Origin of the sequence: Methylobacterium brachiatum (genome assembly GCF_900113845.1) — a bacterium.
In the GTDB taxonomy this organism is placed as follows: domain Bacteria; phylum Pseudomonadota; class Alphaproteobacteria; order Rhizobiales; family Beijerinckiaceae; genus Methylobacterium; species Methylobacterium brachiatum.
The window spans coordinates 221,234-233,905 of the sequence record NZ_FOQW01000003.1; the positions used below are offsets into that span (position 1 = coordinate 221,234).

Consider the following 12,672-nt stretch of genomic DNA (forward strand, 5'->3'; position numbering starts at 1 on the left):
GCGGGTTGGCATCAGACGCCGTCCGGGGGCAGCGCCTCCGTCACCTCGACGCGACGGTTGTCCGGCGCCTGGTCAACCGCGTTGGACGCGGTCTCGGTCGGGGCGGGCAACTTGTCGGCAATGACCGCCCCGGTCACCGCGGCGACGCCCTGGTAGCGGGTCAGGCGGCGGTCGATCATGTCGTCGATCCGCCCGTGCAACTCGGCCACGGTCAGGCTGCGGCGCTTGCCGCCGGTCTTGGCGGTGAACAGGCTGCGATTGGCGCGCGCCGCGCTGCGGAACTCGCGTCCGGCCATCTCGTCGGGCTTCTCGGAGGAGAGCGACAGGAAGCGCCCGGCGCTGGCGCTGCCCAGGAAATGGGCGAGATAGAGCTCGGTGGTGGTGAGCGCCCGCCCGACCTTCGCCTCGATCCGCTCGCGGTCGCGCTTGATCAGCTCGGCCGCCATCAAGGCGGCGACGCGGGGGTCGTTGCGCAGGCCGAGCACGCGGGCCCGCATGGGGCCGGCGACGGTGATCGCGGAGCCGCGGCCCTTCACGGCGGCGGCCTCCTCGGCCAGGCCGTAGCGGGCGCCGTAATCGCGGATCATCTCCAGCCAGGTGCGGGTGACGAACTGGAACAGGCCCTGCGCCGAGGAAGTCCCGGCCTTGGCATCCGTGTCGAAGCTCGATTCCTTGTCGGCCAGAGCCATCATGTAGACCGGGTCGACGCCGGCCTCGTCGGAGGCCTTCACGATCGTGTCGACCACCTTGCGCGGCACGCTGCGCTCGCCGAACCGGACCGCATCCTCGCCCTGCTCCTGGGTCACCCGCGGCAGGGTCGCGAGATCGTCCTGGATCAGTGCGGTGGTCGCGGGCTCCTGGTCCTCGACGGGCAGTCCGGTCCAGGCATCCGGGCTCTCCGCCGGGGGCGTGTCCGTGAAACCGGCGCGCAGGCCTTGCTCGGAGCCGCCGGCCTGCATCCAGCCGGACTCGCTGCCGGCGGCGAGCGCCCGGGCCGCGCGCGGGCTGGTGTCGATCCGGTCATGGGCCTGCGCGGATGGCGCGAAAACGGCCGGCGCGAAGGCCGCCTGCGGCAGACCGAACCCGGCGATGACGCCCAGGGCCAGGGTCCCGGTGAGGCGGCGCAGGCCGTTGCGGCCCATGCGGCGAAGTGACCGGCGCCCGTTCCCGCGTCCGGCCCGCGGCAGCCACGCCACGGTCTCAGTCTCACAAAAGCTCGCGCTGGGCACGAGTCGGCTCACGTCGTCGGCGCAATGCGCCGGCTCCGGGAAAACCCCCATCACTGGTCCTTCTCTAGATTGTCCCTTGCGTCGGCCCGGCGTCTGGCGGCCGGGTTCTCTCAGACGGCGGCCCTATCGGCACCGGCCGTGACCAGAATGGGACGGCCCCGTGATTCAACCGTGGCACGGTCAACGAAGGGTTAACCCTGCTTTTTGAGGCCGCGTTAACGCCGTGATCCGGCCGCGCTTCACGTCGATTGGGCGCAAAGTTGTCGCATTCGACTTGGAACGGGCCACGGTTGAGCCAGTTAGGTATCGCCCCGGGGGGGTCGACTACTCTTTCCCCAGACGCGACGCGCGTCCCCACAAGGACAGTATTTTCCGATGAGCATGCAGACCGGTCGCCGCGTCGGCGTCGCGTTCGTTGGCATGGGTGGCGCTGTCGCCACCACCGCCATCGCCGGCATCGAAATGATCAAATCCGGATCGAACCGGCTCGACGGACTGCCGCTCGCCGGCCTCTCCGTGGCGGGCATGGCCGACTACAAGGACCTCGTGTTCGGCGGCTGGGATCTGAACGGCGACGACCTCGCCTCGGCCGCGGCCGGCCATGGCGTCCTGTCGAAGGACGACATCGAAGACGGCGCCAAGGCGCTGAAGGGCATCACGCCCTGGCCCGCGGTCGGCAGCGCCAAGTTCTGCAAGAACATTGACGGCAGCAACCGCATCGTCGCCGCCGGGCACCGCGAGGCGGTCTCGATCATCGCCAGCGACCTGCGGCGCTTCCAGCAGGAGAGCAACCTCGACGAGGTCGTGGTCGTGAACCTCGCCTCCACCGAGCGCTGGCCCGACCTGTCCGACCCGACCCTGAATTCCTCGGACGCGTTCGAGAAGGGCCTGGATTCCAGCGACGAGTCGATCTCACCCGCGATGCTCTACGCCTATGCGGCGATCAAGAGCGGCGTCCCCTACGCCAACTTCACCCCGAGCATCGCCGCCGATGTGCCGGCCCTGCTCGAATTGGCCAAGGAGATGAACGTCCCGGTCGCCGGCAAGGACGGCAAGACCGGCCAGACCATGATGAAGACGGTGCTGGCACCGGCCTTCAAGGCCCGCGCGCTCCACGTCGACGGCTGGTTCTCGACCAACATCCTCGGCAATCGCGACGGGCTCGCCCTGAACGACCCGAACTCGCTGCAGTCGAAGCTCAACACCAAGGGCACGGTGCTCGACTCGATCCTCGGCTACCCGGTCGAGGACCACCTCGTGCACATCCACTATTACCGCCCGCGCGGCGACGACAAGGAGGCCTGGGACAACATCGACGTCACCGGCTTCATGGGCCAGCGCATGCAGATCAAGGTCAACTTCCTCTGCAAGGACTCGATCCTGGCGGCGCCCCTGGTGATCGAGATCGCCCGTGTGCTCGACCTCGCGAAGAAGCGCGGCGACGGCGGCGTGCAGGAGCAGCTCTCGACCTTCTTCAAGGCCCCGATGGTGAAGAACGGCCATGGGCCGGAGCACGCCTTCGGCAAGCAGGAAGCGATGCTTCTCGACTGGCTCGGCGTTCACTGATGTCCGACGCGGCGGCGCCGGCCGCTCTGCGCGAACTCTTCGTCGAGATGAACGATCTCAAGCGCGTCCGTTCGGCGGGCCGCGACGGATCGATCGCCGAACGGCTGTTCGCGCAGGGGTGGGGCCTGCTCACCGGCGGGGCCTCCCCGGAGGATGTCGCCCTCGACATCAGCGCCACGACGCTGGCCGCGACACGGCTCTGCGACCTCGACGCCGCCTTCCTGGCGGCGGCGGGGCTCTCGGACGCGGCGGCCTCCGCCGTGCTGGTCGCGGGCTTCGATGCCGTGACCGGCGACCTCGACCCGGACCTCCGGGATCGCCTGCGCGCGCGGCTCAGGCCGCGCCCGCCGGGCCGGCCCGGACCGGTGCCGTCCTTCGTGGCGGCCCTGGCGAAGCAGCCCCGGGCGGGCGTCACCTGCCCCGGCCGCGCCCGGATCCTGCTGGAGCCGCCGGAGAACCACGCGGAGCATTGCCTGATCGTGGCGGTCTACGGCGTCTGCCTGAGCCCGTTCTATCGGGCGGATCCCGGGACTGTGTTCCTGGCCGCGATGGCCCACCATTTCCACAATGCCGCGATGCCCGATGCCGGCTTCACCGGCGAGATGCTGCTTGGCGACCATCTCGGCCCGATCATGGCCGTGACCACCGGCTGGGCGATGTCCGAGCTCGACGCGCCGTTGCGCGGTCACGTCGAGCGTGCCCGGGCGGTGCTGCCGGACGACGCCACCGCGGAGGGTCGTGCCTTGCACGCGGCGGATTGCGTCGACCGGGTCCTGCAGATCGCCCAGCATCTGCGCGGCGCCTCGACCACGATGGCGGCGGTGCTCGATGAGTGGGAGCTGGTCCATGCCGGGCCGGTGAAGGGGTTCCACGACCGTGTCCTGCGCGACATGCGCATCCCTTAGGACCAGATTCGCGTTGTCCGTCAGACCCGGTCGCCCATCTGACGGGGCGGTCCCGAGAGCCCATGATCCCGTTCGAACTCAGATCGCCGCAGACCGGCAACCCGCTGAAGCCCGACGCGCCGCACGCCCTGCGTGACGCCGGCACCGGGGCGCGCTGGCCCGTCATCGACGGGATCCCGTACCTCCGGGTCGGCCGCGAGGCGCTGGTCGAGCGGGTGCTGGCCCATCTCGACGCGGGCGAGCCCAATGAGGCCCTGGCCGCCCTGCTGGTCGATCAGGACGATTGGTGGAACGGCCCCCCGGCGGACCCGGCCGAGATCATCCGGTTGATCAAGGACCGCCGCGACGCGACCCTGCGGGATGCGGTCCACCGCCTCGGCTGGGGCCGCGTCGGCGATTATTTCCTGCATCGCTGGAGCGATCCGACCTTCCTGGCCGGCCTGACCCTGCTCGAGGCCCATTGGAACGAGCCGCGCTGCGTCTTCGAATTCGCCTGCGGCATCGGCCACTACCTCCGGGAGCTCGAGCGCCGCGGCTGCAAGACCGCCGGGGCCGACGTGGTCTTCGCGAAGCTCTGGGTCGCCCGCCACTGGGTCGTGGGGCCCAAGCCGCAGCTCGTCTGCTTCGATGCCGGCTCGCCGCATTGGCCGATCCCCGACGCGCCGGTCGATCTGGTGGTGTGCAACGACGCCTTCTACTTCCTCGACGACAAGACGGCCCTGCTCGAGAACCTGCGCCAGAATGCCGGCGACGATGGCTGGCTCGCCCTGAGCCACATCCACAATCGCGAGTGCCCCGGTTTCTCGGCCGGCCGGGCCGTCACCGCCGAGGACATCGCCGAGCTTTTTCCCGACGCCCTCGTGTACGACGACGCCGAGCTGACCCGCGCCCTGGTCGAGGCCCGGGCGCCTGTCCCCCAGGAGCCGGCCGCCTTGAGGACCTGCGAGGCGTTCTCGGTGGTCGCCGGCCCCGGCATGCGCCCGGCGCCCCGGGCGGTGGTGGATGGCCTGACCCTGCCGAAGGCCGGCACGGTCGTGCGGCTCAACCCGCTCTATCAGCCCGGCGGCGAGGGCCACGCGATCCGCTGGCCCTCCGAGCGCTACCGGGAGGAATACGCCCCCCGCGCGACCTACCCGATGCAGTCGTCGGGGCCCGAACAGCTCACCTTCGACGGCCGAATCGACGGTGCCGATACGCAGCGCGTCCGCGCCCGCGAATATGTCGATCTGCCGGAGCGCTGGTGATGGACGCGGTCGGTTGGGGCATCGTCGGCTACGGCTGGGTCGCCCGCGATTACATGGCCCCCGGCATCCGGGCCGCCGGGCACCGTCTCGTGGCGGTCAGCGACCCGAACCCGGAGAGCCGCGCGGCGGCCGAGCGCGAGGGCGCCCGCGCCCATGCCGACCTCGCCGGTCTCCTCGCGGAGCCCGAGGTCGAGGCGGTCTACGTCGCGACCCCGAACCACCTCCATCGGGGCGCCGTCGAGGCGCTCGCCGCCGCCGGCAAGGCGATCCTGTGCGAGAAGCCGATGGCGGCGACGCTGTCCGACGCCGAAGCGATCGTGCGGGCGGTGGAGTCCACGACGATCTTCTACGGCACCGCCTTCGATCAGCGCCACCACCCGGCCCACCGGGCGATCCGCGCGCAGGTCGCGGCCGGACGGCTCGGCACCGTGACGGCGGTCCGGATCGTCTATGCCTGCTGGCTCGGGCGCGACTGGTCGGAGGCCGGCCAGCCCAATTGGCGGATCGACGCCGCGCAGGCCGGCGGCGGCGCGCTCATGGATCTCGCCCCCCACGGCCTCGACCTCGTGGATTTCCTGCTCGGCGAGCCCATTGCCGACATCGCGGCCCTGACGCAGATCCGCGCCCAGGATTATGCCGTCGATGACGGCGCCCTGCTGATCGGCCGCACCGCCGGCGGCGCCCTGGCGAGCCTGCACGTCGCCTACAATTGTCCCGACGCGCTGCCCCGCCGCCGTTTGGAAGTCGTCGGCACCAAGGGTCAGCTCACCGCCATCGACACGATGGGGCAGACGGCGGGCGGGTCCCTGACCTTCACCGACGGCGCGAGCGGACGCGCGGAGCCGCTGGCCTTCGATACCGACAGTTCGCCCTTCACCGACCAGGTGCGGGCCTTCGGCTCGGCGCTGCGCCGGCCCGAGGAGCGCGCCGCCTATTCGGCCTCCCGAGACCTCCACACGATGCGACTCGTCGCCCGTGCCTACGGGCAGGGGTAGCGGCCCCAAGACAGGATGATCGACCGCCGAGCCAAACCCCGGGATCTCCCACCCCCACCCTCATCCTGAGGTGCCCGCGTCAGCGGGCCTCGAAGGAGCCCTCCAGAGACCTCTGCGCTTTCTGGAAGCCTCCTTCGAGGCCTTCGCTGCGCTTCGGCACCTCAGGATGAGGGGGACGGGTGGGATGGGGCGGCAAAGCGGTTCAAGGCAGACGGGAATACGACTTGACCGACACAGCTCTCAGTCACGACCAGGACGACCGCGCCCGCCACGAGCGGATCAAGGCGCCGCGGCCCTATCGCTTCGGCGCCAAGCGCCGGATCGAGGGCCTGCCTGAGGCGCTGCCCGATCCGGTACGCGCCTATCTCGACGTGCTGCCGGAGGGGCGCATCGTCGGATTCCCGCTGGCGCCGCTGGACCGGACCGGCGTGCCGGTCTGGTTCGTCGCTCTGTTCCTCGATGATCCGTTCTTCGTGGGCGCGATGCCGTCGGGCATCGGCTACGGCGCCACTGACGAGGAGGCGCTGATCGGCGCCGTGGCGGAGATCGCCGAGAACCTGATGCCCTCGCTCGCGGTCCTGCCGCGGGCCAAGGAGCGCGCGAGCTACGCCGACCTCGTGCGGGTCTATGGGCCGAAATCGGTCGCCGACCCGCTCACCCTGTGCCTGCCGGCGGGCTCCCCGGTCGGGCGGGACACGGTGCTCGAATGGACGCCGGCGGTCCGGCACGGGACCGGCGAGATCGTGCTGATGCCGCTCGATGTCGCCGCCACCGACTATTTCGAATTGTCGGAGGGCTACCGGCCCTTCACCAACCTGATCACCAACGGCCTCGGCGCCGGGCCGGACGTGCCCTTCGCGCTGGGCCACGGCGTGCTCGAACTGCTCCAGCGCGACGGCAACGGCCTGCTGTTCCGGGCCCTCGACCAGGGCGTCATGCTCGATCTCGACGGGATCGGCCCGGAGAACGCCGCGATGCTGGCGCGGTTGAAGGAATTGGGCATCCGCGCCCTGCCGAAATTCGCCACCGATCAATTCGGCCTGACCAATCTCTACGTCGTCGGCTACGACGAGGATCCCGCCCGGGCGCCGGCGCCGATCGCCCTCTCGGCCTGCGGCGAGGCCTGCGATCCGGACCGCGAGCGGGCCCTGCGCAAGGCGCTGCTCGAATTCCAGGCCGCCCGGGTGCGCAAGACCTTCGGGCACGGTCCGCTCGACCTCGCTGCCACGGTGACGCCACCCGGCTACGTCGATGCCTTCATCCAGAAGGCGCTTCCCAGCCTCGACCTCGAGGAGAGCCGCGCCCTGCAGGCGATGCTCGCCTGGATCGAGCTGCCGGCCGTCGATCTCCGGAGCGTGCTCGCCGATACCGTGTACAGCGAGCGCAGCACCAAGCGGTTCTCGGACCTGCCGTCCACCGAGGCGGCCGACGGGCATGCTCGGGGCAAGATCGCCTGCGACCGGCTCACCGAGGCCGGGTTCGACCTGCTCTACGTCGATTGCTCGCCGCTCGGCGGCAGCGTCGGCGTGGTCAAGGCGATCGTGCCCGGGCTCGAGGTCGAGACCATGAGCTATTACCGGATCGGCGAGCGCAACACACGCAAGCTCCTCGACCGCGACCACCCGCTGATCCGTTTCGGCACCGAGAGCGAGACCCTGCGGCCGGTTCGCCTCACCCCGGAGGCCCTGGAGCGGTTCGGCGGCCAGCCGCTGTTCGACACCGCGCTCGCCGAGCAGATCGTCGGCCGGCATTATCCGCTTTACCGCGAGCCCGAATCGCATCACGCGCCGTTCCGGCTCGCGCAGAAGCAGGGGAGGGCGGCGTGACCCTCCGCTTCGCCTACAACACCAATGGCGCGGCCAACCACCGCCTCGACGACGCCCTCCACCTGATCAAGGCGGCGGGCTACGACGGCGTGGCCCTGACCCTCGACATCCACCATCTCGACCCCTTCGCCGAGACCTGGGCGGCGGAGGCCGGCCGCGTGGCGAGCCTGCTGGAGAAGCTGGAACTCGGGTGCGTCATCGAGACCGGCGCCCGCTTCCTGCTCGATCCCACCGCCAAGCACGAGCCGACCCTGGTGACGGCGGATGCGGCGGGCCGGGCCCGCCGGGTCGGCTTCCTCAAACGCGCGGTCGAGATCGGCGCGATGCTGTCGGCCGAGGCCGTGTCGTTCTGGGCCGGCGTGCCGAAGCCCGGTGTCGACCACGGCGAAGCGCGCCGCTGGCTGACCGAGGGGCTGCACGAGGTCGCGGCCTTCGCCAGCCAGGCCGGAATCGTGCCCTGCCTGGAGCCCGAGCCCGGCATGCTGATCGAGACCCTGGACGATTTCGTTGCGCTGGATGTGCCGGGCCTCAAGCTCGCCCTCGATACCGGCCACTGCCTCGTCACCGGCGAGCGCGACCCGGCCGAGGCCGTGCGCGAGTTCGCCGATCGGATCGGCACGGTGGCGATCGAGGACATGAAGCGCGGCAGCCATATCCACCTGCCCTTCGGCGAGGGCGACATGGATGTCCCGGGCGTGCTCGCGGTGCTGGAAGAGGTCGGCTTCGGCAAGCTGGTCTGCGTCGAGCTGTCCCGCGAGAGCCACCGGGCCGACGTGATGATCCCGCAAGCCCTCGAATATCTGCGCGGCTGCCGCCGCCCCGGCCCGGAACTCGCCGGCGAGCAGGAGACGCGGCGGCAATGGCAGTGATGGGACGCGCGCACCTCTCCTTCCCCTTGCGGGGAGGAGCCGGAGGTGGGGGTGGTGCAGGATCGAGCGCCCCGGTGCCGTCTGCGCCACCCCCACCCCTACCCCGCCCCGCGAGGGGGAGGGGATCCTGGCCGTCCGGTGCTGCCCGATGAGAATCCTGTTCCTCAGCCGCCGCTACTTCCCGGCGATATCGGGCATGAGCGTCTACGCGCAGAACCTGCTGCGCGAGCTGGTCGGGGCCGGCCACGATGTGACGATGATCTCCCAGTACCGGGGCGATGCCTTCGGCACCCGCGTCTATGGCGGTGGGCCGCCGCCGCCGGTGCCGGGCGTCCGGGTGATCGGCCTGGAGCAGCTCGGCGAGCAGAGTTCGGGCGATTTCGAGCGCGACATCGCCACCATGGTCGAGGCGATCTGCCGGGAGCACGCCGACAAGCCGTTCGACGTGCTGCACGCGCAATACGGCTATCCGACGGGCTGGGCGGTCCTGCTCGCCGCCAGGAAACTCGGGGTGCCGAGCGTGGTCTCGATCCAGGGTGGCGACGGCCACTGGGTCGGATCCTGCTGCGAGACCCACCGGGTCGCCATGTGCGAGGTGCTGGCCCATGCCAACGCGCTGCTGATCGGCGGCGCCTCGTTCGTGGATGAGGTCTGCGAGCGGCTGGGTTCCGATCCGGCCCGCTTCACCATCGTGCCCGGCGCGGTCGACACCGAACGATTCGCGCAAGGCACGCCCGACGGGCTGCCGACGCCGCATGCCGGACCGGTGCGGCTGTTCTACCACGGCCGGGTCGACCGCCGGAAAGGCGTGCTCGACTTCATCGCCGCCCTGGCGATCCTGCGCGAGCAGGGCACGCCCTTCGTGGCCACGATCTCGGGGATCGGGCCGGACGTGGAGCCCGCGCAGGCGATGGCCGCCGACCTCGCCTTCTCCCCGCGGGAGATCGCCTTCACCGGCTATGCCGAGTACGGCCAGGTGCCGGACCTCTATCGCCGGGCCGACGTGTTCGTCTCGCCGACCTACGCGGAAGGCTTCTCCAACACGATCCTGGAAGCCATGGCGGCCGGTCTCGCGGTGGTCTCCTGCCACGCGGTCGGCGTCTCGGATTGCCTGCGCGACGGCGAGAACGGCCTGCTGGTGAATCCGGGCGACATCCCGGCGCTGGCCGGCGCGCTCACCCGCATCGTCACGGATACGGTGCTGCGCCGCGGCCTGGCGGAGGCGGGGCTCGAGGAGTGCCGGCGGGTCTATTCCTGGAGCGCCGTCGGCCGGCAGATCATGGGCGTCTACGAGCGCGTGCGCCACGAGCGCCCGGCCACGGACTTCTCCGTCGACCTGCCCGAGGACCCGACCTGCCGGTTCCGCGCCGAACCGCATCTCCTCTGACCGAGAAGCCGCGCCGCGTGCCGACAGCCCTCGCCCTCTCGCCCCATCTCGACGATGCGGCCTTCTCCTGCGGCGGGCTGCTGGCGAGCCTGGCCGGGAAGGGCTGGCGGGTGGTGATGGCGACGCTGTTTACCGGCAGCGTCGCCGATCCGAAGGGGTTCGCGCTCGCCTGCCAGCTCGACAAGGGCCTGCCGGCCGAGATCGACTACATGGCTCTGCGCCGGGCCGAGGATGTCCTGGCCGCCGAAGAACTCGCGATCGCGCCGCCGCTGCACCTGCCGTTCCGCGAGGCGCCGCACCGCGGCTACGGCTCGGCGCCGGAGCTGTTTTCCGCCCCCCGCGCCGATGACGGCATCGCCGCCGATCTGGCGCCGGCCCTCGCCGAGCTCGTCGCCGCGGAGAGGCCGGACCTCATCCTTGCTCCGCAAGCGGTCGGCGGCCATGTCGACCATGTCCAGGCGGTCCGCGCCCTGACGAGCCTCGCCGTGCCGATCCCGATCCTGTGGTGGCGCGACTTCCCCTACACGGTCCGCGAGGCCACGCCCCGGGAGCCCCTGGCCGACCTGTTCGCTGCCCTGCCGGTGCGGCGGATCGCCCTCGATCCCGGGGCTCGGGCGCGCAAACGCGCGGCCTGCGCGGCCTATACGAGCCAGATCGGCTTCCAGTTCGGCGGCGTGGCGGGTCTCGATGCGCGGCTCGCCCGCGAGGAGGGGATCGAGGGCTTCCGCCTCGCGGGCCGGCTCGGAGCGCCGATCCCCGGCCTCGATGCCGACTGAGCCGCAGGCGCCGAAATCCCTGGCCGACCCGGAGGCGCTCGCCGCCCGCCGCGCCCTGATCACCGCGCCGCATATCGCCCCGATCCGGGCCCTGGCCGAGCGGATTTCCGCGGAGCGGGGCGCGCCGGTTCCGGTGCCCGACCCCCTCGACGGCGGCGTCGCGGCGCGGATGCTGCTGCTTCTGGAAACGCCGGGTCCGGCGGTGCTGCGCACCGGCTTCGTCACCCGCGACAGCGCGAACGGCACCGCCGCCAACCTGTTCCGGTTCCTCCGGGAGGCCGGCATCCCGCGAGCCGACACCCTGATCTGGAACGCGGTGCCCTGGCTGATCCACGCCGCGGGCGCGCTGAACCGGGCGCCGCGCCGGGCGGAGGTCGCTGCGGCCGCGCCCTATCTGGCACCGCTGCTGGACCTGCTGCCGCGGCTGAGCGTGGCGGTCCTGGCCGGGCGCTTCGCCGGCGGGGCGGCGCCGGCGATCGCGGCCCTGCGCCCCGGCCTGCCGCTGATCGCCATTCCCCATCCGAGTCCGACCTATGTCTGCACCTCGCCGGAGGTGCCCGCGCGGATCCGGCAGGGCCTGTCGGAGGCCGCGGCGCTCCTGCGCCGCACCGATCCGTGAGCAGAGCGTGCCCGCCCCCGCCCGGCCTTCCCTGGCCTTGAGCGCCGGTTCGGCCTACATGCGGGGCAACGGGCCGCGGTCCGGGAACATCCGGCACGGGCGCAGGCCTTCGGCCGGGCCGCGCAGCCGGAAGGGCGGACGCCGAACGGCATGAACTTTCAGGGACAGCACCGGGGACCGGCAGAGCCGGTCGAGCCGGTCGAGCACGACGCTGCCGCGGGCACCTCGCGGAAGAGCTGGCGCGGCCGGTATGCCTGGATCGGCACGGCCGCCAGCATCGTGCTGTTCGCGGTCTCGCTCGGCGTGCTGTGGAAGCTCGTCCAGAGCGTGAGCTGGGCGGAGGTCCGCGCGGCCGTGGCGGCGGCGACCGCCGAGCAGCTCGGCCTCGCCTTCCTGTTCGTCGGCATCAGCTACCTGTTCCTCACGGGCTACGACGCGCTGGCCCTGCGTCAGCTCCGGATCAAGGTGCCCTACCGGATCACCGCGCTCGCCTCGTTCACCAGCTACGCGGTGAGCTTCACCCTCGGCTTCCCGCTGCTGACCGCCGGCACGATCCGCTACTGGATCTATGCCCGGCAGGGCCTGTCCACGGCCAAGATCGCGGCGCTCACGGTCATCGCCGGCTTCACCTTCTGGCTCGGCATGGGCGTCGTGCTCGGCCTCAGCCTGATCATCGAGGCCGGCCAGCTCGCCGGGCTCGCCTTCACGTCGATCCGGATCAACCAGGGCGTCGGGCTCGCAGCGCTGGCCCTGGTGCTCGGCTACCTCGCCTGGGTCTCGGCCAAGAAGCGCAGCATCACCGTCAAGCAGTGGCGGCTGGAACTGCCCGGCGCCTCGGTCTCGATCGGGCAGATGCTCGTCGGGATCGGCGATGTCTGCGCGGCGGCGGCCGTGCTCTACGTCCTGCTGCCGCAGGAGACGACGCTGGGCTTCACCACCTTCCTGGCGATCTACGTGCTGGCCGCCATGCTGGGCATCGCGTCCAACGCGCCCGGGGGGATCGGGGTGTTCGAGGCCACGATCCTGCTCGCTTTGTCGAGCCTGCCGCGCAACGAGGTGCTGACCTCGCTGCTGCTGTTCCGGGGCTGCTACTACATCGTGCCGTTCATGACCGCCCTGGCGATGCTCGGCCTCTACGAGATCGTGAAGCGGGCCGGGGGCGCGCGCGATCCCGGGCCGCCGGAGGGGATTGCCGGCCCGTCCGGGCGGCCGCGGCCCGACGACACCGGATCCCGGTAACCGGTCCGGCGCGCCCT

The 12,672-nt window shown here is 71.4% G+C and carries 11 protein-coding genes; 10 read left to right on the forward strand and 1 reads right to left on the reverse strand.

Annotated elements, in window-relative coordinates; translation table 11 throughout:
* Positions 1 to 11: 11 nt before the first annotated feature.
* On the reverse strand, positions 12 to 1,280 hold the full coding sequence (locus tag BMZ47_RS03240; RefSeq protein WP_091858579.1) for a transglycosylase SLT domain-containing protein: 1,269 nt from the start codon (positions 1,278 to 1,280) through the stop codon (positions 12 to 14).
* Positions 1,281 to 1,604: 324 nt separating this feature from the next.
* Between BMZ47_RS03240 and BMZ47_RS03245 the strand changes: the two genes are divergently transcribed.
* The 10 genes from BMZ47_RS03245 to BMZ47_RS03290 all read left to right on the forward strand — a co-directional run bounded on the left by BMZ47_RS03245 (position 1,605) and on the right by BMZ47_RS03290 (position 12,655).
* Positions 1,605 to 2,795 carry an inositol-3-phosphate synthase gene (locus BMZ47_RS03245; protein WP_007568803.1) on the forward strand — a complete coding sequence of 397 codons (1,191 nt, stop codon included), beginning with the start codon at positions 1,605 to 1,607 and terminating at the stop codon, positions 2,793 to 2,795.
* Positions 2,795 to 3,700: an HD domain-containing protein gene (locus BMZ47_RS03250; protein ID WP_091858582.1), complete on the forward strand. Its 906-nt coding sequence runs from the start codon at positions 2,795 to 2,797 to the stop codon at positions 3,698 to 3,700. The genes BMZ47_RS03245 and BMZ47_RS03250 overlap by 1 nt, the downstream gene beginning before the upstream one ends.
* Positions 3,701 to 3,762: 62 nt before the next feature.
* Positions 3,763 to 4,944 carry a class I SAM-dependent methyltransferase gene (locus tag BMZ47_RS03255; protein WP_091858584.1) on the forward strand — a complete coding sequence of 394 codons (1,182 nt, stop codon included), beginning with the start codon at positions 3,763 to 3,765 and terminating at the stop codon, positions 4,942 to 4,944.
* Positions 4,944 to 5,939, forward strand: coding sequence for a Gfo/Idh/MocA family protein (locus tag BMZ47_RS03260; protein ID WP_091858587.1), 996 nt, complete (start codon positions 4,944 to 4,946; stop codon positions 5,937 to 5,939). Before BMZ47_RS03255 ends, BMZ47_RS03260 begins: the two co-directional genes overlap by 1 nt.
* A 224-nt stretch (positions 5,940 to 6,163) precedes the next feature.
* A complete protein-coding gene (locus BMZ47_RS03265) occupies positions 6,164 to 7,765 on the forward strand; it encodes a YcaO-like family protein (RefSeq protein WP_091858590.1) in 1,602 nt (533 codons plus the stop codon).
* Complete coding sequence (locus BMZ47_RS03270; protein ID WP_091858595.1) at positions 7,762 to 8,634, forward strand: sugar phosphate isomerase/epimerase family protein; 873 nt, start codon at positions 7,762 to 7,764, stop codon at positions 8,632 to 8,634. The genes BMZ47_RS03265 and BMZ47_RS03270 overlap by 4 nt, the downstream gene beginning before the upstream one ends.
* Positions 8,635 to 8,782: 148 nt before the next feature.
* Positions 8,783 to 10,021, forward strand: coding sequence for a glycosyltransferase family 4 protein (locus BMZ47_RS03275; protein ID WP_091858598.1), 1,239 nt, complete (start codon positions 8,783 to 8,785; stop codon positions 10,019 to 10,021).
* Positions 10,022 to 10,038: 17 nt separating this feature from the next.
* A complete protein-coding gene (locus tag BMZ47_RS03280; RefSeq protein WP_091858601.1) occupies positions 10,039 to 10,797 on the forward strand; it encodes a PIG-L deacetylase family protein in 759 nt (252 codons plus the stop codon).
* Entirely contained in the window at positions 10,787 to 11,416 is a 630-nt protein-coding gene (locus BMZ47_RS03285) for a uracil-DNA glycosylase (protein WP_091858605.1), read from the forward strand. Before BMZ47_RS03280 ends, BMZ47_RS03285 begins: the two co-directional genes overlap by 11 nt.
* A gap of 150 nt (positions 11,417 to 11,566) precedes the next feature.
* Entirely contained in the window at positions 11,567 to 12,655 is a 1,089-nt protein-coding gene (locus tag BMZ47_RS03290) for a lysylphosphatidylglycerol synthase domain-containing protein (RefSeq protein ID WP_007568817.1), read from the forward strand.
* Positions 12,656 to 12,672 lie beyond the last annotated feature (17 nt).

Excerpts from the sequence above, each read along its gene's own strand:
- BMZ47_RS03240 (WP_091858579.1), bottom strand. The coding sequence starts at position 1,280 with ATGGGGGTTTTCCCGGAGCCGGCGCATTGCGCCGACGACGTGAGCCGA.
- BMZ47_RS03245 (WP_007568803.1), top strand. The coding sequence starts at position 1,605 with ATGAGCATGCAGACCGGTCGCCGCGTCGGCGTCGCGTTCGTTGGCATG.
- BMZ47_RS03250 (WP_091858582.1), top strand. The coding sequence starts at position 2,795 with ATGTCCGACGCGGCGGCGCCGGCCGCTCTGCGCGAACTCTTCGTCGAG.
- BMZ47_RS03255 (WP_091858584.1), top strand. The coding sequence starts at position 3,763 with ATGATCCCGTTCGAACTCAGATCGCCGCAGACCGGCAACCCGCTGAAG.
- BMZ47_RS03260 (WP_091858587.1), top strand. The coding sequence starts at position 4,944 with ATGGACGCGGTCGGTTGGGGCATCGTCGGCTACGGCTGGGTCGCCCGC.
- BMZ47_RS03275 (WP_091858598.1), top strand. The coding sequence starts at position 8,783 with ATGAGAATCCTGTTCCTCAGCCGCCGCTACTTCCCGGCGATATCGGGC.
- BMZ47_RS03285 (WP_091858605.1), top strand. The coding sequence starts at position 10,787 with ATGCCGACTGAGCCGCAGGCGCCGAAATCCCTGGCCGACCCGGAGGCG.
- BMZ47_RS03290 (WP_007568817.1), top strand. The coding sequence starts at position 11,567 with ATGAACTTTCAGGGACAGCACCGGGGACCGGCAGAGCCGGTCGAGCCG.